The sequence below is a fragment of the Lachnospiraceae bacterium JLR.KK008 genome (genome assembly GCA_037015955.1).
Lineage (GTDB): Bacteria > Bacillota > Clostridia > Lachnospirales > Lachnospiraceae > VSOB01.
In genome coordinates, this window is sequence record CP143548.1 from 2517586 (window position 1) to 2543622 (window position 26037).

The window sequence follows — 26037 nt, forward strand, 5'->3', positions numbered from 1 at the left end:
CCTTTTTATCGATCCGAATTACATACCGCTATCACTGTTCCGATCAGAATACAGAAATCGGAAATATTAAAGACAATCTTACGCAGTGGCTTCCATGTTACGCCAAAGCTGAAATAGTCCACCACATATTTACGCCGCAGCCGGTCATACGTATTGCTGAGCGCACCGCCCAGCAGAAGTGCAAACCCCGTTTTCAACGCTCTGCCGCCCTTCTGTCCCAGCGTCAGCGCAAAGACGGCAGCAGCACATACTGTGAGCACAAGAGAAGCCGCAGCCACAAGCGGCCGCACCTGCCTTCCTGCATCCAAAAAGGCCCCTTTGTTATGGTACTTTCTCAGAATCAGCGCGCCCTTGCATACTTCTCTCTCTTCCCCCTCTGCCGTGCACGCTTCCACATGGTTTTTGATCCATAATTCCAATAAAAATATGCCCGCGGCAATGCCAATGTATATCATAAACAATCCTTTCTCACAGCTCTGATCTCATGGCCTGTTCCCAGCCTCAGACGCAGACGCCCTCAGCGAAACAGACCCGACAGCTCTTCAAAAGTACGCTGTACGTTGATCTTTCCGTAACCCCATTCTTTGCTTGGGTATTCAATGTTACTGTCTCTGACCGCACCCAGCATCAGATAATAGGTCAGCTCTCTGCCGGAGGCGAGCAGGTATTGTCCGTCGATGACCGCCCACTGCATGAGCTGTGTCACCGCCCCCGCGGCGATCGCCGCCGCCAGAGAACTGCCGGTCCGTTTGCCAAGCGACGTGGATACGTTCACGCCCGGCGCCGCAAACTGCGGTTTCACACGCCCGTCCGCCGCAAATCCCCGGCCCGACTTTTCATAAAAACTCCCGTCCTCATCATTGTAAGCGTTGATCGTAATCACTCCTCCTGACATGGACGGCGCCGTCAACGTAATATCCGGCTCCGGCCGCAGAAAGAAAGTATCATCCCGCACAAAGTCCTCAATCGGAAGCCACATATTATACGAACTGCCCTGGATAAAGGAAACGGTCTCAATCGTAAAAGTCCACACCCCCTGAGTGGGTGTGACAAACCGAAACAGCAACAGTCCTCTGCCCGTAGATTCCGCCAGCAGCAGACTGTTGACCATAATGATCGTGCGGTCGAATACAAACCGGTATTCCTGCGTCCTCCTGCTTCTGTCCACGATTCCTGATATTTTCTCCCCGCCCGGTGTGCGGATCGTCATCCGGTAATGGCTCGGTCCCTCTGTCCACATTTCCAGCAGAAATCCGTTTTCCGCCTCCCCCACACGCATCTCTACCGTCTGCACCTCCGAAGAAAGCACACTGCGAAAATGATGGGACGCCGCCCCTTCATTGCCCCCGCAGACGACGATCGCCCGGTTCCTTCTCTCCGATATGGTTGTCAGATAGCGGTCCAGCACTGAGGAACCGGTATGGCTGCCAAAATTAGTGCCGATCCCCAGACAGATGACGACCGGCCTCTCGAGATCGATGGCAAAGCTCTCAATATATTTCACCGCCATGACAACATCCGTCTCCGCAAAAGCCGGCACATTCTCCGGCAAAATATAATAATCTCTCAGATATTGTTTGGCGCCCCGGAGCTTGACGACTACAATATCGGCATCCGGCGCCGCACCGACAAAGCGCCGGCCGCTTTCCAGATTGCTGCCGGCCGCCACACTGGCCATCGCCGTACCATGTCCGTCCGTATCCCAGCTCGGCACGATCTCCCGCGGCATTGGCGAACGCAGCGCTTCATTGATCTGCTGCCGGCCATATTCCGTCCCATAGAGAAAGCCATCCGGCGGACTGCCGTCATAGATCGTCTGATCCCAGATCGAGAGAATTCTGCTCTCCCCCGCAGCATTGCGGAATACGTCCTGCGTGTATCGGATACCGGTATCAATAAATCCGATGACAACGCCTCTTCCCGTCAGAGACAGCGGTTCGCGCTGTACCTGCAAAATTCCGGCATCAGACAGCGCCAGAGAATCAAACGGTCCCTGCTCCGACGGCTGTTCCTGCTGCATGAGCCCATAGCATTTCGGCACTTCATTGTACGGATAGAGACTGATGTCCACCATCTCATTTGGATTGATCTGATAATAAATAATACTGATATTGCCGTCCACGACTACTCTGCAATAGTCCCGGGCATCATGCGTGGCTTCCGTCTCCTCAAAATTATAGTCGATCAGCAGTTCCCTGTAATCTTCCGATCTGATCCGCTCTTCACATGTCATAGAAACCTCTCATTTTTTTAACCTTATTTCTATCATATGAAGAAACTGTCTTTGTGACCCTCTTTTCTGTCAGACCAAAAATCCCGCGTCTCACTCTGCCGGCTCTTCAATCCGCCGCATACTGTCCATCTCTTCCAGCGTACAACCGTTGCTGCGAATATCGATTACCGGTCCGCCGGTCCCCTCAATATATTCCCTTGTGATTGTCACTCTGCCAATGTTGTCATCTTTGGGGATCTCATACATAATATCCAGCATAAATTCTTCGATGATCGCCCGCAGCGCTCTCGCGCCCGTGTCTTTCTCCATCGCTTTCTCAGCGATCGCCTCCAGTGCGCCGTCGTCAAATTCCAGTTTCACTTCGTCGAGCGACAGCAGCTTCTGATACTGTTTTAAGATCGCGTTTTTGGGCTCTTTCAGGATATTGATCATCATCTCTTTCGTCAGCCCGCTGAGCGTATACAGAATCGGAAGTCTTCCGAGAAACTCCGGAATCATACCGAATTTCTTCAGGTCCTCGATCACGACCTTACTCAAGATGTTTTTATCTTTGTCGTATTTATCCTTCAATTCCGCATTGTACCCGATTGAAGTCTGTTTATTCAGCCGCTGCTTGATGATCTCCTCCAGGTCCGGAAATGCCCCTCCGCAGATAAAGAGAATATTTCTCGTGTTCACCGTGGCAAGCGGAACCATGGCGTTTTTACTGTTGGCTCCCACCGGCACTTCCACTTCCGCCCCTTCCAGCAGACGCAGCATTCCCTGCTGTACGGATTCCCCGCTCACGTCCCGGGACGTCGTATTTTTCTTCTTGGCGATTTTGTCAATCTCATCGATAAAGATAATTCCTTTTTCCGCCCGCTCCACATCATTGTCCGCAGCAGCCAGCAGTTTGGAGACAACGCTCTCAATATCATCCCCGATGTAGCCCGCCTCCGTCAGCGAGGTGGCATCCGTGATCGCAAGCGGCACGTCGAGCAGTTTTGCCAGTGTTTTCACAAGATATGTCTTACCGCAGCCGGTAGGCCCGATCATCAGCATATTGGACTTCTCGATCTCAATCTCATCCATCGTGTCCGTGGCCACTCTCTTATAATGATTATACACCGCGACAGAAATCACCTTTTTGGCATGTTCCTGTCCCACCACATAGTCGTCAAGCTGTGCCTTGATCTTATGCGGAGCAGGGATGTGCCTGATGTCCAGTACCGGCTTTGCTTTTTTCTTCTGTTTCTTTTTCTTTAATTTCTGCTTATTCGGAATGCCGCCCTCTCCCTGCAGGTCCGCTATATTGACAAAGCTGATGCTCGGAAACCCTTTGCCGTTTTTGCCCATATTGTCAAACATGTTGTTGTTCAGCATACCCTGATAATCAAACTGGCTGACCGTGTCCATCGTTTTGTGCATACAGTCGTTGCAGACGCAGATATTGTTTGGCAGTTTAAACATCTTGCCCGTCTTACTCTCCGGGCGGCGGCAGATGAAGCATACGTCTTCGTATTCGCTCTCTTTCTTCTCGTCCTTCTGATCCCGGCCCTGCTTCTTATCCGCATGAGATGCTTCGTCCTCTTCGCTCTCCTGCTGCTCCAGCCCCTCCTTCAGATAGCGTTCCAGCTCTCTTTGAAGCTCCTGCGCCTCCTGCTCGGTAAGATCGTCCTCTTTGATTACTTTTTCTATCTTTTCTATTTCTGTTTCTTTTATTTCGTCATCATCATAAAAGTCTGACATCCGTTTTCTCCTTTAATCTTATCTCTCCCCTATTGCAAACATAAATCAGGGTGCATACGTTTTTATTATATCTCATTGCCTGTTTCCCTACAAGCTGGCATTTTCTAAAAATATACGGAAATACCTGTAAATAATCCGGAAAATTTTTCTGAAATCCATATATGTCAAAATCATAAAAAATATAATTCTGACATGAAAACCCTGTACGCCAAAAGACACCGCATCGTTTCATGCGGTGTCCCGGGTTTTATTTTATCTCTTTCCTGTTGTCAGTCCTCTTCGGCATCGGCGCGGGAGCCAAGGATCACTTTGACCTTCTTCTCCTGATACCCGTCCGGGCTGCCCTGCTGAATCGTGATCTCCACTTCGGTCCCGGCCGCATAGTATTCCATCATGCTCTGAAGCTCCTCCATCGAAGATACACTGCTGCCGTCAAATTTCGTGATGATGTCGCCCTTTACCAGTCCGGCTGCCTGCGCCGCCGTACCTTCATAGACCTGGCCTACATAGACGCCCTTGGGCATCCCGTACATCTGCGACACTTCTCCGGTCACGTTGACGCCTGAGATTCCCAGATAAGATTTCTGGTCTTCCGCCACTTTTTCACCTTTTGTCGTCTTGGACATCAGATCTTCAATGATCGGTTTGGCGGAAGAGATCGGAATCGCATAGCCCATCCCTTCGACGACACTGCCGCCAATCTTATTGGAATTGATACCGATGACCTCTCCGCTCACATTGAGCAGAGCCCCGCCGGAATTACCCGGATTGATGGCCGCATCGGTCTGAATCAGCTTATTGCCATTGTTCGTGCCCTCGATCTCCCGGTCAAGTGCACTGATGACACCTGTCGTCACAGACTGCCCATATCCGAGTGCATTGCCGATAGCGATAGCCGGCTCTCCCACCGTCAGATTGTCCGAATCACCGAGTGTGGCAACGACGATGGCCTCTCTGGTCGAGCTCTTGATCTGATCAAGCGGCAGAGCAATCACGGCCAGATCCTTATCGGAATCATAACCCTTTACCTGTGCATCCACCTGCTCTCCGTCAATAAACTGCACGCTCAACACATCCGCGTCTTCGATCACATGCTGATTAGTCACGACGAGCAGTTCCGCGTCATTTTCTCCGACGATAATGCCGGAGCCGCTTGCCTGTCCCTGACTTTCCAGTGTCTGACCGAAGAAATTCGACTGTTCCGTATAGACATTCGTGATCGATACAACCGCCGGCATCACATTCTTGACAACGCCTGTCACATCGGTCGTCACCGTCGTCACAGAGCTGTTTGTGCCTACCCCGTCCGTCGTCACCGCTTTCACGGAATCACTGGAAGCCGAAGCTATCGGCTCCGTCTGCGTATTGGTCTCCTCTGTCGTCACGTTGACACCGGTCAGCGTCATGATCGACTGCACCGCATAAAGGCCCAGACCCGCAAAGATACCAAAACACAGGCCAACGCCTGCCGCGACAAGAAATTTCTTCCATAACTTTATCTCTTTTTTCGGTTTCTGTGGCTCCTCCGGTATCTGCGGCGCATTTTGATAACCGCTGTAAATCCCATACGTATCATTTTCCGGCTTTCTGTCAAAGTCATTGGGATAATTGTTTCCGTACATAACGCAACCTCCTTTTCCTGATCGGCTTTTTCTGTCCTGACAGTCTGTTTTCACTGTCTCCTGATTTCTGACCCTAGTATAGTGGACACTTGTGTCCAAAATGTGATGAAACTATGCAAATTTTATGAAATTGTCTGTAAAGACAGGCTTTAATTTTTGTGGTAAAAACATTCTATTCCACTGTTACTGATTTTGCAAGGTTTCTCGGTTTATCTACGTCGCAGCCTTTGCCGACAGCCACATAATATCCAAACAGCTGCAGAGGAATAATCGCCAGGGAATTGGTAAAATACGGATTTGTCTCCGGTATATAGATGACATAATCCGAAACTTTCTCTATCTCTTTGTTTCCCTCATTCGTCACTGCCAGCAAAAAGGCACCTCTGGACTTTACCTCCACCATATTACTGATCGTCTTCTGATAAAGTTCCGGCTGAGTGGAAACCGCAGCCACAAGCGTCCCTTCCTCGATCAGCGAGATCGTCCCATGCTTTAGCTCTCCGGCCGCGTATGCCTCCGAGTGAATATAGGAAATCTCTTTCAGTTTCAGGGACCCTTCCAGAGAAATGGCATAGTCGATACCTCTGCCGATAAAAAATACATCTCTGGCGCCGATATAGCGGTTGGCAAAATGCTGTATCTTCTCCTTACTGCCCAGGAGCAGCTCGATCTGATCCGGAAGTCTGTGCAGATCGCGCAGCAATGCCTGATATGTCTTTTCATCGATCGTTTTCCGGACAGAGGCAAACAGTACCGCCAGCAGATAGAGGGTGATGAGCTGCGCACTGTATGCCTTCGTCGTCGCCACGGCGATCTCCGGCCCTGCCCATGTGTACATCACATTGTCGGCCTCACGTGCGATCGAACTGCCAACGACATTGACAATGCCGAGTACCCGCAGACCCCTGCGTTTCGACTCCCGCGTCGCCGCCAGTGTGTCGGCAGTCTCTCCCGACTGGCTGATGACAATAACGACGGCCCCTTCCTCAAAGACCGGATTCCGGTAACGAAATTCCGACGCCAGATCCACTTCCACCGGAATTCTCGCAAGCCCCTCCAGCACATATTTACCGGTGACTCCCGCATGATAGGCGCTGCCACAGGCAACAATATGTATTTTTCTGATTCCCCGGATGTCCTCGTCGCTGAGATCCAGTTCCTCGATCTCGATCCTGCCTTTCTTGATCCGCGGTGCGAGCGTATCCATAACGATTTTGGGCTGCTCATACATCTCTTTGAGCATAAAATGTTCATAGCCGGCCTTTTCCGCTGCATCCGCATCCCAGGCAATCGTAGCGGATTCTTTCTCGATCTCTTCCTCATCCATCGTGTAGAAATGGATGTGATCTGCCTCCAGACGCACTACTTCCTGCTCATCGACAAAAAACACCTTTCGCGTGTATCTGAGAATGGCGGGCACATCGGAAGCGATAAAGCATCCGTCCTCACTCTGTCCTGCGATCAGCGGACTGCCTTTGCGCGCTGCGAAGATCTCCCCCGCATGATCGGCAAACATAATGCCGACCGCATAAGACCCTTCGACTCTGTGAAGCACTTTGAGAATGGTTTCCATCGGATTACCGTTATAATAATAATCGAGCATCTGGGCTATCACTTCCGTGTCTGTCTCCGACACAAACTCATATCCTTTTTTCATCAGTTTATTTCTGAGAGGTATATAGTTCTCAATGATGCCGTTGTGTACGACTGTGATGGTTCTGTCTTTGTTAAAATGTGGATGAGAATTGGCGTCACTCGGAACCCCATGGGTCGCCCATCTCGTATGTCCGATCCCTACCGTGCCAGGCATCGTCTCCCCGCCGTGCGTCAGTTCCTCAAGCACTTTCAGTCTGCCGACCGCCTTTGTGATATTGACTTTTTCACCGTCAAACACCGCCATGCCGGCGGAGTCATAGCCCCTGTATTCCAGCCTCGCAAGTCCATCCAGAATCACCGGCGCCGCCTGACTCTTTCCGATATATCCTACAATCCCGCACATAATGTATTACCCCCGTCTTTTTGACAGTCCATACCAATAGTTTCTGTTCATACTGCACTTGATCACAAGTTTTTCCGGCAGTCTGCGATAGTTTTTTCCTAACCGGTATCCGACAAATTTCCATCCGCTCTTCCAGATCATCGGTATCATCAGCCTGCCGTTCCCGGTCTCCCGCAAATACCGGGCCGTCTCTTTCACCAGTCTGATCCCCTCCGATTCCGACTGAAACTGTGCGAACACTTCCGGATGATCGGCCTGCGAGACACCAAGATCAAAATTCCTGTGAAAATTTTGCTGCCACGTATAATTGTGCGAGTGCAGTACCCGGGCCTCCGCCACATAAGCAATCTTTCCCCCGGCGCCGGCTACACCCGCCGCATAGATCATATCTTCATTAAATATCGTATGTCGGATAAATCCTCCCAATTCGTCAAAGGTGCTCCGCTTATAGGCGGCGCAGGCGTTAGAACAGAAAAATGTCTTTATGCCCAGCTCCGGAATGTCTTCCTGTCCTTTGAGCCGCGACTGATCCGGATAATTAAAATTTTTTGTAAACTGCTCGATCGGGTCGCAGCCCTCCTTCGGCAGCTGCCTCGCATAGCTGACCGCCGCCTCCCCGGCCAGCAGAGGCTCCAGCAATTTTTCAATCACATAAGAGTCCGCCAGAACAGCATCCTGTGTCATGCAGACAAAATACGGCGCCTTAGATTTCTTTACACCCTGATTTCTCGTATTGCCGTGATCAAATTCCCGGCTTGAGAGATGATGCAGTTCCACGTTCGGATATTTCTTCAGACCTTTCTTACCCATCTTCAGACGCTCAAAATATTTCTCTTCCGTATTCATAATGATGATCTTGTTTATTTTCACGGTCTGTGATTCCAGGCCGGTCAGCAGTTCCACAAACTCTTCCCCCGGATCACAGGTCGGTATGATCACATCTACGATTGGTTCCATTGCCCTTGTTTCCTTTCAAGCAGAAAAAGGGGCCAGTTTACGGCCCCTTCCGATTTTTGATCTTCCTGTCTATTCATTTCCTTCATCCGCAGCCGCCACTTCATTTTCCTCTTTCTGTGTGAATTCATCGGCAGCGGTATCCGCATATTTGCCCGTATCGCTTGATACTTTCTTGCTGAATTCCTGAACTTCCGGCGAAACCTGATAATCGCTTTCATCAAACAGGAACCTATGCAGTTCCACGACATTCCGCTCAAGATCCATGGGAATGACGCAGCTTCCTTTCTTGACCGTGCCCGTCGTACGGTACTGCTCAAAGGGGAAGCCATCGTTGGCAACGATGCTGTATTTCGGCAGGTCCTTCATCACACTGAGAATCTCCTTAATGTCAAGAGAGGTGGAAATATTCCCCATCACACCGTTGGCGATGTCATTGAGCGTACCGACATCGGCCTTTTTCGCCTTCTCGGAAACTGCCATGATCACGTCGCGCTGACGCTGTGCACGCTGGAAATCATTGCCGATATAACGGATACGGCAATAAGCCGTCGCCTGCAGGCCGTTGAGAGTCTGCAAACCGCCGTGTTCCACCGGAGTATAGTCCACGCCCTCTTTGGCCGTAAAGTTTACGCCGTCACTCGTCGTACCGACCATACTGATCTGATAATCATTCAGATAGGAGACTTCGGCGTCGGTCACATTGATTTCCACGCCTCCCAGTGCATCGATGACCTCAATCAGACCGTCAAAGCCAACGGTAATATAATCCGTAATATTCAGATCCAGGTTACGGTTCAGCATCATGATCGCCTGCTCCGGACCGCCCTTGGCGTAAGCCGCATTACATTTGTTATAAGTATCATTGCCAAGGTTCAGATACGTGTCACGGAAGACAGAAATGAGCTTTACGTCACCGGTATCCTGATTGATGGAAGCGATGATGATCGTATCGCTGCGGGTACCTTTCCCGAGTGAACCTTCCCTGGAATCCACACCGAACAGAGCAATGTTCCGGTATCCTTTCATGACTTCATTCGTCTCGACCGTCTCATTCATCTCCATAACGATATTTTCTTCGTCAATCTTGATCTTCTCCATTTTCTCTGTCTTCATGACAGTGTAGAGTACGCCAAGCATGACAAACAGCAGGATGATTTCTGCCGCAAATAATATGATCCTCTTACGCCGCTTTGCCGCTCTCTTTTTCGCAGAAAGTCTTCTGCCACCCGAGCCTCTCCCGCTTCCCGAACGCCGCGGACCGCCTGCACTCTCCGCATACCTTCTCGAGCCGCCTTCGCTCTCCGCATACCTTCTCGAGCTACCGGCGCTTTCCCCATATCTCCTTGCACTGCCCGAACTTTCCGAATGTCTCCGCGAACTGCCCATGCTCTCCGCACGTCTCCGCGTGCCGCCTTCACTCTCCGCATATCTTCTCGAGCTGCCGGCGCTTTCCCTGTATCTCATCTCGCCGGCATTTCTCGAACTGCCGGCGCTTCTTGCATGATCTGGTCTTCTCGAACCGCCGGGATTCCTGGCGCTGCCGGCGCTTCTTGCATTTCTTGTACTGCCTGCATCTCTCGCACTCCTCGCATTCTTTGTTGACATCTTACTTATCTCCCTTGTCATTTGCATGTACGTTAATATGCGTTTTTATTAATAAACCCTTTGAAAATCGTCAAAAACAGAATCTTAATGTCAAGTCCCATCGTCCAGTTTTCAATATAGAAAATATCATAATCAATCCTTCTGCGGATCGAAGTATCGCCCCTGTAGCCATTGATCTGCGCCCATCCGGTCAACCCCGGCCTCACCTGATGCTTGATCATATAGCGAGGGATCTCTTCTTTGAATTTTTCGACAAAGAGAGGCCGCTCCGGCCTCGGCCCTACGAGACTCATATCCCCGCGCAGAATATTGTAGAGCTGGGGGAACTCGTCCAGGCTTGTCATACGCAGGAATTTTCCTACTTTTGTCACCCGCGGATCGTTTTTCACAGTCCACGCCTTTTTCTCTGCCGACTCTTTCTGGATCGCCATGGTCCGGAACTTGTACATCTGGAACGGTTTGTTGTGAAGCCCGATCCGTTCCTGTTTAAAAATAATCGGTCCCGGGCTTGAGAGTTTTACCGCAAGCGCAGTCAGCAGCATGATCGGGGACACGAGTACGAGTCCCACTGCCGAGCCCACAACATCCACCGTCCGCTTCAAGATCCAGTTTAATGTGTTGGTGAGCGGCACATATCTGATATTGATGACCGGAAGTCCCATCAGATCTTCCGTATAAGGTCTGCTCGGTATGAGACTGTTATAATCCGGTATGAACTTAGTATGCACACCAGACTTCTCACATAAATCAACAATTTTTTCCAATCTGCCGTAATCCTGCAAAGATAAGGTAATAGCAATTTCATCCAGCCTGTTTTCCGGAAGGATGATCGTCAGATTGGCGATAGAGCCTAACACCTTGACTCCTTTATATAAAGTACCTCTCGGCACTCTGTCATCAAGAATTCCTCTGACTACATATCCCCACTGCGGATTGGCATTAATTCTTGTAATATATTCCTCGGCCGCTCTGGAATAGCCCACGAGCAGAATATATTTCAGGTTATATCCTTTTCTGCGGAAATATTGCAGCAGATTGCGCAGGATCTGCCTGCTCAGCGTCGTCAGCACAATATTAATCACGTAAAAGATAAAGATCATCGTACGCGAAAAGTTGGGCTGGTTGACAACATACAGCGCCACGATAAAGAGCAGAGCGCCGACCGTATTCGACTTTAAAATCCCATATACTTCATACTTTCTGCGCGCCGTCCGCTTTGACGTGTACATATTGAATGAATAATAGAGGATAATATAGCCCGGCACAATAAAATAAAGGGCGTAGAAGTAAGTTTCCATCCCCAGAACACCTACGCCCAGTCTCTTTGTCGCAAAAACGCTCTCAAACTTCAAATACCACGCCAGCATATAGGAGCATGCCACGATAACAGCGTCGATCAACAAATGCAATCTGTTAAAATATTTCTGATTATCTTTTATCATAACGGCACACTGCAGCTCCTGTTCTCATAACATATTACAATAATATTACGAAAAGTACAACTTAAATTTTTCTTAACAAAACAGACGGCGTACAAAGAGATTATACAGCAGTTCTCCCTGTATGCGGAGACAGGCAGGAAAAAAATGCCTGCAAAAAGGGATTCTGCGGGCTTTTCCCTCCTCGGAAAGGCATAGCTTCAGCCCCTTCCAAAGCCCCTTTACATAGATCCGTCCGAAGCCTTTTCTTAAAAAAAATAAATATTTGACCAGAAATCCCAGCAACAAAAACGGCAGATTAACCGCAATCTGCAGCGCCGGCATATTCTTCCCGATCAGATAGACACTGTTTCTGGAAGAAAGTCTTATTTTAAATTCATTGTACCGGGACCCGGAGGATGCGCTCCCTGCGTGATATACGACCGCCTCCGGCGCATACCGGTTGCGATAGCCATGAAGCCGCGCCCGGTAACCGATGTCGATGTCTTCCAGATAGGCAAAATGCGCTTCGTCAAAAAGTCCCAGCTCCCGGAGCACATCCGTCCGGTAAATGGCCGCTCCCCCACAGGCGGCAAAGACATCGCAGGGCTTCTGATAACGCGTCCGGCTCCTGCCTTTTCCCCTTGCGAACGCCCAGCCAAGCGCACAGTAATAATCCCCCGCGTCATCAATGATCTCCGGATTGTCCATACACAGCATCTTCGCCCCCGCGGAAAAATACCGGTCACTTTCCATGACCGCAGCCGTCAGCCGGGTAACAAACTGTGACTCCACTGTCGTGTCATTATTGAGCAGGATGACAAATGGCGTACAGGCCGCGCTAATGCCTGCATTGACAGCCGCACAAAATCCCCGGTTCTCCGGGAAGCGGATCAGCGTCACCGCCGGAAACTCCCGCTCCACCAGCGCTGCGCTGCCATCCGTGGAACCGTTATCCACGACGATGACCGGAACGCTCTCTTCTTCACAGGCAGACAGCGACCGCAGACAGTTTCCCAGATATTTTATGCCGTTCAGATTGGGAATCACGACGGTTGTCTTCTTTCTTATCCCCGCTATTGCGTTATTTGATGTTACTTCACTTGCCGTTCCTTTATTTGTCATTCCTGTATATTCTGATCTTTTTCTCTGCTTCTCGTTTACTGCCTTTTCTGTCATCTCTTCTCCATCAGCGGGTCCCACAGAAGCCGATACCCCAGCTTCGCGGCTTCCCTGCCAAAATGCAGGCTGGCCGCCACCGGGTCCGGCTGCGCATTCCGAATCTGCTCCAGCAAAGGACGCAGCTGCGGACGCACCCGCATATTCCGTATATCGACGGCATCGACGTCCTGCTGCAGCACAGCACGGTGCATCGTACCGCTGAAGTGCACTGGCAGGCCCTCATACAGAACATGGCCGTCTGCCTCGTAAGCGCCGCCCGTGATCCTGCCCCGGCTGACAATACGTCCGCCGACCGCTGCCAGATCACTGCGCTGCTCCAAAATGTCTCCCGCATATTCGACCCGGAAAAAGCCGAGGTGCCTTGTATGTGTCACCTGCACCTTCCATCCCCGCTGCCTGCAAAAATCCTCGACCGCCCGCTTTCCTGCCTCATAGGCATACGCTTTGCTCTGCGGATTCTCAGCCGTCGAACCGTCATGACAGCGCCAGTGATAGAGCACATAGGGCACATGAACGATCGTCTCCGTGCGCTCCCACAGCTCTGCGGCTGCCCGCAGCACCAGGTCATGATCCTGTGCGCCGTCATATTCACTGCGAAAGCCGAGAGAACGGATCAGCGGTGTCCTCATCACCATAAAATGACAGATGTAATTATTGCTTAATATTAAATCAAGATTGAATTTATTTTTAAGGTGTGGCTCGTAAAACCGCGACATATCCGCATCACCTTTGTCTTCATCGGAATAGAGTACCTGCGGCCCTTCCCCGTACGTCTCACGATAGTCATGGATTGCTTCCATCACCCGGTACAGCGCGTCCGCTTCCAGTGTATCGTCATGATCGAGCAGACCTACATAGCTGCCTCTGACTGCCTGCAGCGCCTCATTGGTATTTTCCGATATTCCTCTGTTTTCCTCCAGCCTCAGATAGCGGATCCGGCTGTCTTTATAGTATTTCATAACTTCCAGGAGTTTATCCGAGTCACTGGCATCTGCAATGATCAGTTCAAACCGCTCATACGTCTGCGCAAGTACCGAATCTATCATCTCCCGGAACTGGCGGACCTCTGTCTCGTAGGCCGGCACAAGGATGCTGAACCATTCCTCCTCGTTCCAGAGCGTCTTTCTCTGTCGTTCCTGCTCCTGCGGAGAGACAATCCGTTTCTCATAACACACGTTTTTATTCTGAATCCGCTCCAGCGCCGCATAGAAAGCCGGCAGCAATCCGTTTTTCTTAAAATAACGATATGTTTTTTTTAAGTCAGACAGTCTGATCATTGCCTTCGCCATAGTATCTCCCTGGAGGGAAAAAGGATTCTGCGGATGCAGAATCCTTTTTGCTCTTCATTCTTCTTCAAATTATCAGAAATTCACTTCCCCGTCGTGGGCAAGCAGGGATACCCCTGACACCCCGTCTAACGCCTGCAGCTTTGTCAACATCTCCGACGGTTCTTTTACTCTGCATTCGATCACGAAATCGACTCCCGCCACGGAAGCATTCCTTGATCTGACGGAAACATGTTTTGCCTTCGCCTTCACAAGATCCATGATCTCCTTCTCTCTCTCCAAAGAGTTACAGTTGACGACAAGAATCCCGCTGGCGCTGCCTGTCGGCGTCAGCTCCAGCGCAAACAGCCCGATTGTCACGATCAGTGAGGAGATGACTGCAATCTCATAGATACCTGCGCCGCAAATGATTCCCACACTGATCGACCAGAACAGAAACACCAGATCTTTCGGGTCCTTGACCGCCGTACGGAACCGCACGATCGACAGCGCGCCGACCATACCGAGAGAGATCGCCAGGTTAGACTGCATCGCCAGAATGATACTCGCCGTGATGACTGCAATCGCCGCCAGAGACACGTTGAACGTCTTATTATAAAATGTCTTTCTCGCGGAAAGATAATAGACGATAAAAATATATAGTGCCAGAACAATCGTGATCGCCAGTGTCACACAAACTGTCACTGTCGTAATGCTGCTTCCCGTAAAGCTCTCTAACACGGACTTCTTTATGATGTCTCTGAAACTCATCGTAGCCTACCTCCTGCACAGGGAACTGTGTACTTTCTTCCTAAATAGTATTTGGAAAAGCTCGTCTGCTGTAATCTGCCGATCTCCAGGTTGTCTCTGAGAAAGGAAGGAAGATACTCGTCAAACTTCACTTCCATCAACTGCTGCCCTCTGGCAAGCACTGGATAACGCAGGTCGTCCTTCTCAAAGAAACGCTTCACTTCCATGGAAGAAGTGATGTTTCTGTCAAAGGTAATGCGCACATTGCCCGACCGATAGATGAAAGGAATTCTCTCATATTCCACGATCGTCCTGGCCCGCATCCCCCGGGTCATCATCAGCACGAGAAACTGTTTCAACACTTCCTCATACTGCTGTACTGACTGCTCGTCCATCGGGAGCGGAACGCCCTTCAGGAGAAGGTCACACTGCGCACGTGTCAGGGGCGCAGATTCCTTGCAGGTCATGCCATTTTTCTTACTCTTGCGCTCAAGCCGTATCTTTTTGTCCGATACATTATAGATCCTGATCCTGTATTTCGCTCTTTCGTTGATGCCATCCTCATTCTCATGGAAACAACTGTCTCTGTAATCGTCAAAATAGACACTGCGAATCCAGTAATGTCCTTCTTCTCCCACATGGCTGTCAAGCGGGATCAGATTTTTCAGACGATAATACAACAGCGCTTTTTCTTTCTCATCGATCAGAAACTTATATTCATGTCTGTACTGTCTTTGCCCTTCCATGCTGTCTCTGTCACGCTTTCTTTTCCAGAAAAATTTTTCTCGTTATGAAATTATAAACCATAACAATACCGGTGGCAATAACTTTTCCAAAAGTTTCCGCCCACTGTCTGCTCAGCGCCGCCGCCAGCGCGGGCATATGGTCATAGATCCCGCCGATGCAGAGGAAGATAATCAGCTCGTTCAGGACAAGGCCGATCACGCTCAGAACCGTAAAGACGGCAAACTCCGCCCTTTTATCGATATTGTCTCTACGCTCGAACACAAACTTCATGCTGGCCACATAGTTAAAAACAAGCGAAATCGTGAACCCAAAAAAGTTGGCGATCAGATAGTTTATGCCAAAAACACTGGAAAGGAGTTTAAAAATGCCAAAGTCAATGAAAAAGGCCAAAAACCCTACGACACCGAATTTTAAGATCTGATCCATTAATTTCTTCATAATACTGCCTTTATTTTCCCTCGTCCAGTTTCTTCTTCAGCTGCGCGGTCAGCGCATCCACCTTCGCCTGTGCGTCCTCGAGATTTTCTCCTTTGACGCCCATGTAGAACTTGATCTTCGGCTCTGTGCCGGACGGTCTTGCACAGCACCAGGAATCGTTCGTCAGATCAAAATAGAGGACATTTGATTCCGGCAGACCGGTGTCTGACTGCGCGCCTGTGGCGATGTCCGTGACCTTGCCGCTCACATAGTCGCGCAGTGCCGTTACTTTCAGTTCTCCGAATTCCTTCGGCGGATCGTTTCTCAGCCGGTCCATGATCTCCGCGATCTGCCTAGAACCATCAATCCCCTTGAGTGTGATCGCATACTGGCTCTCTTTATAGTAACCAAACTGTTCATACAGGTTGAGCATCTGATCCCAGAGAGTAATGCCGTTTTTCTTACACCATGCGGCTGCCTCGCACAGACACATAACAGCCACGACCGCGTCCTTATCTCTCGCATGGGTTCCCACAAGGCAGCCATAGCTCTCTTCCAGGCCGAACACATAGTGGTTGGACCCGGTCTGCTCGAACAGCTTGATCTGCTCGCCGATGAACTTAAAGCCGGTCAGGACTTCGATACATTTCACATGGTAAGTGTCAGAGATGGCTTTGGCCATATTCGTTGTCACGATCGTAGTCACAAGCGCGGGATTTTCCGGCATTGTGCCCGTTGCCGTGCGCTCTCTGAGTGTGTATTCCGCAAGAATCATGCCGGACATATTTCCTGTAAACGGAACATATTCCCCACTCTTCGTATCCTTTGCATATATGCCGAGACGGTCTGCATCCGGGTCAGTCGCCAGGACAATATCCGCGTCTTTTTCCTTCGCCAGTTTCAGCGCCAGGGTAAACGCTTTCGGGTCTTCCGGATTGGGATAATCGAGCGTCGTGAAATCAGGATCCGGCATCTCCTGTTCCGGAACGACATAGACATTCTTGAAGCCCAGCTCGGAAAGAATCCGTCTCACCGGCACATTTCCCGTACCGTTAAACGGCGTATAGACGATCTTGATGTCATCCGCCACTTCCCTGATGATCTCCGGATGAATGATCTGCTTTTTCAGCTCCGCCATATAGGCATCGTCGATCTGCGGGCCGATTACCTCATACAATCCCGCTTTCTTCGCTTCTTCCTTATCCATTGTCTTTACCGTATGATAATCGGTGACAGCCTTAACTTCAGCGATGATCTCTTTATCTTTTGGAGACGTTACCTGCGCGCCATCCTCCCAGTATACTTTATAACCGTTGTATTCCGGCGGATTGTGGCTGGCCGTGACAACGATCCCGGATATGCAGCCAAGTGTGCGCAGTGCGAACGAAAGCTCCGGCGTCGGGCGGAGCGCATCAAACACATACGCCTTGATCCCGTTGGCCGCCATGCAGAGCGCCGCCTCATCGGCAAACTCCGGCGACATCCGTCTGGAGTCATAAGCAATGGCGATTCCCTTTTCCCTGCCGCCTTTTTTGAGAATATAGTTGGCAAGTCCCTGTGTTGCCTTTCTGACCGTATAGATATTCATACGGTTTGTGCCGGCGCCGATCACACCGCGAAGTCCCCCTGTGCCGAATTCCAGCTCTTTATAAAACCGGTCTTCTACCTCCGCCTCATTGTCCTGGATCGCCCGCAGCTCCTTCTTTGTCTCCTCATCAAAATAAGAGTCCTCCAGCCAAAAATCAAATTCCTCTCTGTAGCTCATACTATACCTCCTGATTTTATATATTTTGAGTGACTTCAGTCTGTGCCTTGCAGACGCAGGCTGAAGTCACTTCTGTCCAGTGAAAAATTCGGATTATAATAAGGGTCCCCCTTCTCCAGTGTCTCCTTCCATTTGGCCCGGAAACGCCCGGATTCCTCATTATACCGCTCCGCCTTCTCATCGGCATCATCAAGTCCCCGTGATTTGGACTCGAAATGATACAGTTCGGCAAAAGGCGTAAATACATTTAACAGCCCCTTCTGCCGCAGACGCAGACAAAAGTCCACATCGTTGAGCGCCACCGCAAAGCGCTCATCCAGACCCCCCAGCTCATCGAACCATTTCTTTCTCACGAGCAGACAGGCGCCTGTGACCGCAGATACGTCCTGGGCATAACAGAGCCTTCCCATATAACCCACATTTTCAATGTTGACTTTGTAGTGAGAATGGCCGGCCGTGCGGTGCGCCCCCAGCGCCAGCACGATACCCGCATGTTGGATCGTCTTATCCGCATAATAAAGTTTTGCGCCCACTGCGCCCACATCGCCCCGCTGCCCATACATAAGCAGCTCTTCCATCCAGTTCACTGTGATGACCTGTGTATCGTTATTGAGCAGCAGTAAAAATTCTCCATCTGCAAACGAAGCGCCAAAATTATTGATCTTCGAATAATTGAACGCTCCTTCATACGTGACGACTGTTATTTTCGGATGTCGGCGGATCTCCTCATAGTAGTCGATGATCTCTCTGTCCGTACTGTTATTTTCCACGACAATGATTTCATAGTTTTCATAGGTCGACCGGTCGAGTATCGATGTGATACACCGGCTCAGATCCTCATAGTGGTCTTTGTTTGCGATAACAATCGATATTTTAGGATGCCCCGTCAACTGGTATTTGATGCGGAAGATCGTCTCAAACGCTCTCGTACTCGTGATTTCGAAATGATCCATCCCGCATTTCCGCAGATGGTCGGCGATCGCTCCTCTCGCGGACTCGATGCAGTACATCTTGGCACTGATGTCCGAGGCGACGCTCGCCTTATGCGAACGCCAGTAATATAAGAGCCTGGGCACATGTACGACCTTCTTCGCCCGTGTCGTCAGCCGCAGAATCATATCATGATCCTGGCTGCCGTCAAACTGAGAGCGGAACAGCTCCGTGCCCTCCAGCAGCTCCCGGGAGAACGCACTGAAATGACAGATGTAATTATTCGCGCGCAGATTATCGATGGCGTAGTCCGGCTTAAAGTGCAGGGTGATCATATTGTCAATATCACCGTTCTTAAAGGTTGCCTCGTCGCAGTAGATATAGTCGGCGCCCTGCTCACAGATCACTTTCATATACTCATATAAAACACTCGGATGCAGAATATCATCATGGTCAAACAGAGCGATATACTGTCCTGTAGCCATTTTATAACACTCGTTTGTATTGCCGGAAATGCCCTCATTCGCGGCGAGCTTCCGATAAACGATGCGCTTGTCCCTCTCGCAATACTGCCTGCAGATCTCGCCCACACAGGCATGATCCGCATCCGAACCATCTGCCAGACACAGCTCCCATTTCCCGTATGTCTGTGCCGTCACGGAGTCGATCATCTCCGTGAGAAAGTTTTTCGGCGTATTATAGAGCGGAACGAGAATGCTGAATGTGATGTCCTGCGGAAACACTTCCCGTTCCATCGCCTCACGCTGCTCGCGCGTGGGGAAACTGGCCTTACCATGCTGACGCATGGCTTTCCTCTCGATCATTTTACTGCGCAGCTTGCGCGCGATCCCTTTCGGGCTTCCCAGGCGGACGATACGGTCTTTCATGCGGATCATCCAGTGCATCACGCTGCGAAGAGGCCCTGTCATCTTCCAGACCGGATTATTCTTAATCCGCTTCAGCTTAAAGTCCAGATCTTCCGATACTGCCAGCGCATCCGCCAGCTTTGCTGCCAGCTGCGTATTCTTCTCTTTTTCTTTCTCATAGGCGAGCCGGTAATATTCCAGCAGCTCCGCCGAATCAGTTTTCATTTCCCCGTCGCTTCTTTTTTTCGTATCACTCATAAACTAAAACTCATTTCTGTCCTCTTGTACAATCTCTGGTTGGAACATCTGTCTTTCGCCAGCATGGAAACCGTATACGTATCCGACGGCAGCGCATCCTTGGGAATCCGGCAGACAAAACCGGCGAGCGCCACATTTATCTGCTGTGGAAGAATATCCACCACATCCTCCCGGTACCGCTCCAGAATCCGCACTTCATAGATCGCCCCCTGACTTCCGTGGAGAAGAAGGGTCCGCCGATACCGGCAGTTATCCATTCCCAGCACATACGACCAGCCCTCGATCCAGCAGACGTCGCCCCGCTCCGTGAATTCCAGCTTCTTTTCCTCTCTCGCATGTTCGATGTTGACGGTCAGGCAGTCATTGCACCATTTTACAGGTTCTTCCCCTTTCCATCGTTTTACTTCCGTATAATAATCCCGCTTTTCAAATTCATACATATAATTAGGATAATACAGACTCGAATGGACAGCCAGGTTCCGGCTGTAAAAGGGATCAAAACTTTTCAGAGACGGGTGTCTGGCAAATAATTTTTCTTTTTCTTCCAGCAGCCGGATCCACTTCTCATCGGAGAGATTGTCATCTCCCCGGCTGAAAGACTCATGATGCCAGAGCGTCGCACTGCCGACAAAGACATTATAATATCCAAGCTCATAAAGCGTAAAACAGAGATCCACATCGTTATAGGCGACAGCCAGACCCTCATAAAAGCGCCCGGCCTCCTGAAATTTCCGCTTATCAATGAGAAGACAGGCCGCCGTTACCCCTATCATATCATAAGTATGCCTGTTCTGACCATGATAATAAGAAATTTCATCATCGTGCTTTAATAATTTATGGACAGGACCTACTTTGATATTGGTAATTCCCGCATGTTGGATGAGTCCGCTCTCCGGATAGAGCAGCTTGGCGCCTGCGGCTCCCACATGGGGCAGCGCCGCTTTCTCCAGTAATTTCAGCAGCCAGTCCGGCTGAATGACTTCCATGTCATCGTTCAGAAAGAGCAGATATTCACCGTGAGACTGATCAGCGCCCAGATTGCACATCACGGAAAAATTAAAGTCCATCGGTTCATACAGATAACGAAATCCATAGATCCGGGCCAGCGCTTCCACCCGCTTCCTGTTCGCTTCGCCGCTTCCGTTGTCCACAACGATCAGTTCCAGAGATACCTGCTTCCCCGACGACAGCGTCAGCGCCGTTTTCTCCCGCACACTGGCAAGACAGGTTTCCAATACCTGCGGATTGTCTTTGGAAGGGATAATCACCGAGATAAGGGGTGCTTGGGCTCCCTGGAAATCAGGATCAGACCGTTCCCTGTCGCGTTTTTGTCTGCGCATATGGATCAGCACCTTATCTACCGGGGCGATCGCCTTCTCCGTATCGCTCGCTGAGATCCACGTTTCCTCTGTTACCTTATGGGTGAGCGTCAGCAGCAGACGATAAGCAGCCTCGCCGCTGCAGTCTGTGAGCGCAGGCTCCCACTGCTCCGGCGGCATGTCTGCCAGAAGCGCCCTGCGCACCGCAAACAGATGACCAAAATACTGAAAGCTGTCAAGCGTATCCGGCGACCACTGCGGCTTAAACCACGGATCACAGCGCCTGCCCGCTTCGTCCAGACAGTCCTCGTCGGCATAAGCGATCTGCACATAAGGATGCTGTCCAAAAAAAGCCGCCATCACGCCGGCGGCTTTTTCCTCCACGATTCCATCTCTGTCCGCAAAGAGTACGATCTCTTCATCCGCAGGCGGGAACTGCTCCTGTTTCCAGTTCTCATTGTGCAGATACCACTGCCTGTAACAGTCTTTCTGCCGCTCTACTTCCTCTGCGTATTGATTATAACATATGGTATTTAATTTTTGTTGAATCCACTCTTTTATTTGAAAAGCCATGTCAATCCTTTACTGAATCTCTGTTTTTCCTGCTTTCCGCCTCCAGCCATGCTCTCGGCCATCTCTTTGGAGACACGTGTTATTTCAAGTTGAAACATGAGCGATGCTCCCACCGCGCCTTCCACTCCCATTACCGTAATATTCGGATCTTCCGTCGGGAAGACGATACCTTCTTCAGAAATTAATTCTCCATTTAATTTAATTTGAGCATCTCGAAGAGAGAGCGTCTTTCCCGCGAGTGTCAACGATTTCACATAGACAATACAGTAATCGAGCGCCGGATCGACGCGGACAGCCCGCAGGCCGGGTTTTATTTCAATATCTACTGTTATTATTTCTTTTTCCTGATAGCCTTCCTGCACAAAACGGGAATTGGCTTCCGAAAACCCTTCGCCAAAATCCTCATAGATCTGTATGCGGTTTCTCTCTTTCTCCTGCGCACACTTGCTCATCAGCGGTCCGGCAGGAATGACAGGGCAGTCGATCGCATCCCGCATCTCCACCATGGACATCCGGTTACCCGTACAGCGCTTCTGGAACGCTTTTTCCCGCTCCACAATCTCCCGCAGAAAAATCTCATTCCACTGCCCCTCTTCCTCCTGTCTCCCGGTGATTCTCCGGATCAGTTCCAGACTCTTCGCCTTTCTCTTATCCGCACCGATGCCATAACAGTACAATGCCCGCGTGATCGTCTCCGCCGCAGCAATCTTCTCCGCAGTCACCCACTCATAGTCAATCAGATGCCACTGCCCGCCGCATACAATCAGATTGGAGAAGATCAGGTCACAGTTATAGACGGCCGGGTTCTCTGGCCAGGTCACAAATGCGCAGTATTGATCAAAGAGCCGGTCGAACTCTGTCTCATCCCCCCGCTCCAGACAATCGTCCAACAGTTGTTCCAGTGTTCTGCCCGGCAGATACTCAAAGACAGCCTCATTGCCATCCAGATGACAGCGGTTGATCTCCAGACCACTGCCCGCATAGGCTGTCCTCAGACTATCATATGTCTCTTTCATTTTTTTTATGTGCCCCTGTGCCTGCTGCGTCAATGGGATCTTGCGCACCTCCGCGGCAGGAAGACGCCCTCTGATCTGTGTGCAGATCGCGTATTCTTCGGCCCTGTCATTGGAAAACCGCGCATACGTCACAGGTAGCGGCTCCCCGATCACGAGCACATACGAATTGGTAAAAATCGGAAACAGCTCCTCCCGGAGCACACTGTCAAACACATTGTTCTCGTCAAACAGAAACAGTCTGTCCCGGTCAAAGTTTCTCATATTATCGCACAGTTCTCCGACCTGCGGCAGCCTGTCGTCGGAATAGAGACAGGTCATGAACTTATAATCTGGGTACGGATAATAGAAGGAATAGTCCGTAATGCCGTCCGCCTCACAGATTTCTTCCAGCGCCTTTCTCGTGAATGTGCGCACATTACCGCCGCGCGGATAGCCCTCAATGCCGTCAAACAGCGTGCCAAGGTGGTCTTCCCTGCATCCAGCCCAATATTTAAGACCGAGTCTGTTTTCGATCGCGATCACCAGACGACCGCCGGGTGCCAGATGTTTTTTCATGATCACCAGAAATGTCTCGTATGGCTGGCTGCCTCCGATATAGCTCTGCGCGTATTCAAAGACCCCGATGAGGAAAATATAGTCGTAATTACACGGAAGATCCGGCTCTATCTCCTGAAAGTTGCCCAGTTTTATCGTCACATTGTCACAGTCAGGATGCCGGTACGCATTGATCAGGCTTCTCCTTTTTGACAGTTCGATACAGGTGACGCTGCCAGCTTCCGCCGAGAGCGCGCCCGTAATGGCGCCGCAGCCGGAGCCGACTTCCAGCACGCGGTCGGTCGGCTTCAGTGGAATCCAGCGCACAATATTTTCCCTCAGATAAGAGAGATGATAGAGGACCGGCCAGCTCCGGCGTTCCTCAATGATCCTCCCATAGTCCACCGGATTATACTTCCTGACGATATCCAGGATTTCATCTTCCACCACGCCGTCGCTGTAGAGGTCTTCTCCCGGATAATGGCTGTCATCTATCGTGATACTTCCTGTCACTTCTGTCATTTTATACATCCTTTACCGTTACTTTGGAATCCATATCATAGTAACCGACCGTATTTTTATCGGAGATTACCGTGATATTCATCACATCATAGAGCCTGTGATAGACGCAAAACCGGTCTCCCTCATACCCGGTGAGGCCGAGAGAGATCAGATATTCTCCACCCTGCAGATTCATCTTCTGCGTAAAGACCGCTTCTTTCACATTCCCCTTTTTTGCCGGTTCCAGATACGCCTTTTCGACCATCGTATTGGTCCCCGTGATCTCCACGCCGAGCGCGTTTTTGATCGAACAGGCAAAGATCGGCGCCGGAAGCTCGTCTGCAAATTCCACTTTCATATGCACGGAAAAAGTGCTTCCTTTGAGCACCGTATTCGTGCGCATTCCCTGATCGTCGGTCATATAATATTCCGTGATTGTCGCCTGTCTTGTGCCGTATTCCAGCGTATCGGCCGCGGAGTCCCCCTTCCCATTGCCGTCCTGCGTCCGCTCTTTTGCGGCTGCCGCATTTTCCTTGCGGGCGGCGGTGGAGACTTCCTCGTCATCCAGCAGGTTGGTACCCTCTTCCTGCGCCTCATGGACCGTATACTGTCCGACAAGCACCTGTTTATAAATATCGATCATCTGTTTGGGAGAACCTTCCGCCAGCTTCTCTCCTTTGTTGAGAAGAATGACTCTGTCACAATACTTACTCACGCTGCTCAGATCATGACTGACAAAAAGGATTGTCTTGCCCATCTTTTTAAACTCTTCGAATTTATGATAGCATTTCGCCTGAAAAAATACGTCTCCGACAGAGAGCGCCTCGTCTACGATCAGGATTTCCGGGTCAATATTGATGGCTACGGCAAACGCCAGTCGGACAAACATACCGCTGGAATAGGTCTTGCAGGGCTGATACACATAGTCGCCGATGTCTGCAAAAGCCAGGATCTCATCCAGTTTCGCATCAATCTCCTCTCTGGAAAATCCGATCATCGTCCCGTTCAGATAAATATTTTCAATCCCGTTGTATTCCATATTAAAGCCGGCGCCCAGTTCCAGCAGGGCGGAAATCCTGCCGTCCACCTCCACACTGCCGGAAGTTGGATTTAAAACACCGGTGATGATCTTGAGAATCGTCGACTTGCCGGAGCCGTTCGTACCGATAATGCCTACCGTCTCCCCCTGACGAATTTCCATGTCTACTCCCCGCAGCGCATAATGTTCTTTGTATTTCTTTTTGCGGGACAGTCCAAGCGCTTCCTTCAGCCGGTCAATCGGCTTGTCATATAATTTATAGACTTTATTCAGATCTCTGACCCGAATTGTAACATTTTCATCCATATCATTTCCCCTAGAGCATGTCCGCGAAGTGAACTTTCAGCCGTTTGAATATCAGCGCGCCAATGCCAAAGAGCACAGCCGTCGTAATCCAGAAAAACATTGTCGAGTAAAAATCCTCCCAGAACCATGTCTTTTCCAGAAGAGCGCTCCGATAACCGTTGACAATATAGAACATCGGATTGAACTTAAAGAGAATCTGATACCGCTCCGGTACCATGCTCAGTTTCCAGAGGATCGGGGTCGCCCACATGCCCACCTGCAAAATGATGCCGATGATCTGCGTCAGATCACGGAAAAAGATAACGATCGAGCAGGTGGCATACGAAATACCGAGCACAAAAACAAACAGACAAAAGCTGTAATAGAAAATCTGTAACGTATGCGCATCCGGAAAGAATCCATGCGCCATAAACAAAAGAAGCGTAAACAACACAAAGAAGCCGTGTATAAACGTAGCCCCGATGATCTTAATGATCGGAAGGATACTGATCTTAAACACAACCTTCTTCACAAGGTAATTATATTCGAGCAGCGCCGTCGTCCCATTGCTGAGCGCCTCCGAAAAATAAAACCAGGGGACAAGCCCCGCAGTCAGCCAGAGCACGTAAGGCGCCGCCACACCGCTGGCGAGCACCTCTGCCTTGGCATTGAGCCCTTTCTCAAAAACGATCCAGTAGACCAGAATCGTAACGACCGGTTGTACGAACGCCCAGACGATGCCGAGATAGGAACCCGCAAACCGTGTCTTGAAATCGTTTTTTGCCAGCTTCCAGATCAGTCGCCTGTTCTGATATAACTCGGAGGGCAGCACCGTGATCTTATCGTAGAGAACCCCATAGAGGATCAGGCTGACAATGATAATCGCCGAGGCGATCCATTTCTTGATCAGTTCCTGGCTCGGATTGGCAAATGGATTCTCGTGCAGGATCAGTACGAGAAGGAAGGTCATCGCAACAATCGAGACAAGGGCAATATTTGCCTTTTTGGATAGCTTCCGTTTACTCATT

19 protein-coding genes are annotated in these 26037 nt (G+C 50.3%); all 19 read right to left on the reverse strand.

Going from position 1 to position 26037, the window contains the following annotated elements; genetic code table 11:
* Positions 1-5: 5 nt before the first annotated feature.
* Positions 6-455, reverse strand: a complete 450-nt coding sequence (locus V1224_12645; GenBank protein WWR15310.1) for a signal peptidase II — start codon at positions 453-455, stop codon at positions 6-8.
* A gap of 62 nt (positions 456-517) precedes the next feature.
* On the reverse strand, positions 518-2233 hold the full coding sequence (locus V1224_12650; GenBank protein ID WWR15311.1) for a S8 family peptidase: 1716 nt from the start codon (positions 2231-2233) through the stop codon (positions 518-520).
* 90 nt (positions 2234-2323) lie between these two features.
* Positions 2324-3961, reverse strand: coding sequence for an ATP-dependent Clp protease ATP-binding subunit ClpX (gene clpX / locus V1224_12655; GenBank protein WWR15312.1), 1638 nt, complete (start codon positions 3959-3961; stop codon positions 2324-2326).
* Positions 3962-4230: 269 nt separating this feature from the next.
* Complete coding sequence (locus V1224_12660; GenBank protein WWR15313.1) at positions 4231-5583, reverse strand: trypsin-like peptidase domain-containing protein; 1353 nt, start codon at positions 5581-5583, stop codon at positions 4231-4233.
* A gap of 172 nt (positions 5584-5755) precedes the next feature.
* On the reverse strand, positions 5756-7582 hold the full coding sequence (gene glmS / locus V1224_12665) for a glutamine--fructose-6-phosphate transaminase (isomerizing) (GenBank protein ID WWR15314.1): 1827 nt from the start codon (positions 7580-7582) through the stop codon (positions 5756-5758).
* 6 nt (positions 7583-7588) lie between these two features.
* Positions 7589-8539, reverse strand: coding sequence for a glycosyltransferase (locus tag V1224_12670; GenBank protein WWR15315.1), 951 nt, complete (start codon positions 8537-8539; stop codon positions 7589-7591).
* A gap of 69 nt (positions 8540-8608) precedes the next feature.
* Entirely contained in the window at positions 8609-10144 is a 1536-nt protein-coding gene (locus V1224_12675; GenBank protein ID WWR15316.1) for an LCP family protein, read from the reverse strand.
* A gap of 32 nt (positions 10145-10176) precedes the next feature.
* The gene (locus V1224_12680; protein ID WWR15317.1) at positions 10177-11586 is read right to left on the reverse strand and encodes an undecaprenyl-phosphate glucose phosphotransferase; all 1410 of its coding nucleotides are present in this window, start codon (positions 11584-11586) and stop codon (positions 10177-10179) included.
* Between the two features lie 72 nt (positions 11587-11658).
* Positions 11659-12741 (reverse strand): glycosyltransferase family 2 protein, encoded by a 1083-nt coding sequence (locus V1224_12685; GenBank protein WWR15318.1) that lies wholly within the window; start codon positions 12739-12741, stop codon positions 11659-11661.
* The gene (locus tag V1224_12690; protein ID WWR15319.1) at positions 12738-14033 is read right to left on the reverse strand and encodes a glycosyltransferase; all 1296 of its coding nucleotides are present in this window, start codon (positions 14031-14033) and stop codon (positions 12738-12740) included. The genes V1224_12685 and V1224_12690 overlap by 4 nt, the downstream gene beginning before the upstream one ends.
* A gap of 72 nt (positions 14034-14105) precedes the next feature.
* Positions 14106-14780, reverse strand: a complete 675-nt coding sequence (locus tag V1224_12695) for a DUF4956 domain-containing protein (GenBank protein WWR15320.1) — start codon at positions 14778-14780, stop codon at positions 14106-14108.
* Entirely contained in the window at positions 14777-15505 is a 729-nt protein-coding gene (locus tag V1224_12700; protein ID WWR15321.1) for a polyphosphate polymerase domain-containing protein, read from the reverse strand. Before V1224_12700 ends, V1224_12695 begins: the two co-directional genes overlap by 4 nt.
* 10 nt (positions 15506-15515) lie before the next feature.
* Positions 15516-15944 (reverse strand): GtrA family protein, encoded by a 429-nt coding sequence (locus V1224_12705; GenBank protein WWR15322.1) that lies wholly within the window; start codon positions 15942-15944, stop codon positions 15516-15518.
* A 10-nt stretch (positions 15945-15954) separates the two neighbouring features.
* Complete coding sequence (locus V1224_12710) at positions 15955-17688, reverse strand: phospho-sugar mutase (GenBank protein ID WWR15323.1); 1734 nt, start codon at positions 17686-17688, stop codon at positions 15955-15957.
* A gap of 35 nt (positions 17689-17723) precedes the next feature.
* Entirely contained in the window at positions 17724-19742 is a 2019-nt protein-coding gene (locus V1224_12715; GenBank protein ID WWR15324.1) for a glycosyltransferase family 2 protein, read from the reverse strand.
* Complete coding sequence (locus V1224_12720; protein ID WWR15325.1) at positions 19739-21634, reverse strand: glycosyltransferase; 1896 nt, start codon at positions 21632-21634, stop codon at positions 19739-19741. Before V1224_12720 ends, V1224_12715 begins: the two co-directional genes overlap by 4 nt.
* Complete coding sequence (locus tag V1224_12725) at positions 21619-23706, reverse strand: methyltransferase (protein ID WWR15326.1); 2088 nt, start codon at positions 23704-23706, stop codon at positions 21619-21621. Before V1224_12725 ends, V1224_12720 begins: the two co-directional genes overlap by 16 nt.
* A gap of 1 nt (position 23707) precedes the next feature.
* Positions 23708-25030: an ABC transporter ATP-binding protein gene (locus V1224_12730; GenBank protein WWR15327.1), complete on the reverse strand. Its 1323-nt coding sequence runs from the start codon at positions 25028-25030 to the stop codon at positions 23708-23710.
* Between the two features lie 10 nt (positions 25031-25040).
* Positions 25041-26036: an ABC transporter permease gene (locus V1224_12735; GenBank protein WWR15328.1), complete on the reverse strand. Its 996-nt coding sequence runs from the start codon at positions 26034-26036 to the stop codon at positions 25041-25043.
* Position 26037 lies beyond the last annotated feature (1 nt).

Excerpts from the sequence above, each read along its gene's own strand:
- V1224_12710 (WWR15323.1), bottom strand. The coding sequence starts at position 17,688 with ATGAGCTACAGAGAGGAATTTGATTTTTGGCTGGAGGACTCTTATTTT.
- glmS (WWR15314.1), bottom strand. The coding sequence starts at position 7,582 with ATGTGCGGGATTGTAGGATATATCGGAAAGAGTCAGGCGGCGCCGGTG.
- V1224_12650 (WWR15311.1), bottom strand. The coding sequence starts at position 2,233 with ATGACATGTGAAGAGCGGATCAGATCGGAAGATTACAGGGAACTGCTG.
- V1224_12675 (WWR15316.1), bottom strand. The coding sequence starts at position 10,144 with ATGTCAACAAAGAATGCGAGGAGTGCGAGAGATGCAGGCAGTACAAGA.
- V1224_12725 (WWR15326.1), bottom strand. The coding sequence starts at position 23,706 with ATGACAGAAGTGACAGGAAGTATCACGATAGATGACAGCCATTATCCG.
- V1224_12660 (WWR15313.1), bottom strand. The coding sequence starts at position 5,583 with ATGTACGGAAACAATTATCCCAATGACTTTGACAGAAAGCCGGAAAAT.
- V1224_12680 (WWR15317.1), bottom strand. The coding sequence starts at position 11,586 with ATGATAAAAGATAATCAGAAATATTTTAACAGATTGCATTTGTTGATC.
- V1224_12735 (WWR15328.1), bottom strand. The coding sequence starts at position 26,036 with ATGAGTAAACGGAAGCTATCCAAAAAGGCAAATATTGCCCTTGTCTCG.
- V1224_12705 (WWR15322.1), bottom strand. The coding sequence starts at position 15,944 with ATGAAGAAATTAATGGATCAGATCTTAAAATTCGGTGTCGTAGGGTTT.
- V1224_12715 (WWR15324.1), bottom strand. The coding sequence starts at position 19,742 with ATGAGTGATACGAAAAAAAGAAGCGACGGGGAAATGAAAACTGATTCG.
- V1224_12695 (WWR15320.1), bottom strand. The coding sequence starts at position 14,780 with ATGAGTTTCAGAGACATCATAAAGAAGTCCGTGTTAGAGAGCTTTACG.
- V1224_12645 (WWR15310.1), bottom strand. The coding sequence starts at position 455 with ATGATATACATTGGCATTGCCGCGGGCATATTTTTATTGGAATTATGG.
- V1224_12690 (WWR15319.1), bottom strand. The coding sequence starts at position 14,033 with ATGGCGAAGGCAATGATCAGACTGTCTGACTTAAAAAAAACATATCGT.
- clpX (WWR15312.1), bottom strand. The coding sequence starts at position 3,961 with ATGTCAGACTTTTATGATGATGACGAAATAAAAGAAACAGAAATAGAA.
- V1224_12700 (WWR15321.1), bottom strand. The coding sequence starts at position 15,505 with ATGGAAGGGCAAAGACAGTACAGACATGAATATAAGTTTCTGATCGAT.
- V1224_12685 (WWR15318.1), bottom strand. The coding sequence starts at position 12,741 with ATGACAGAAAAGGCAGTAAACGAGAAGCAGAGAAAAAGATCAGAATAT.
- V1224_12670 (WWR15315.1), bottom strand. The coding sequence starts at position 8,539 with ATGGAACCAATCGTAGATGTGATCATACCGACCTGTGATCCGGGGGAA.
- V1224_12730 (WWR15327.1), bottom strand. The coding sequence starts at position 25,030 with ATGGATGAAAATGTTACAATTCGGGTCAGAGATCTGAATAAAGTCTAT.
- V1224_12720 (WWR15325.1), bottom strand. The coding sequence starts at position 21,634 with ATGGCTTTTCAAATAAAAGAGTGGATTCAACAAAAATTAAATACCATA.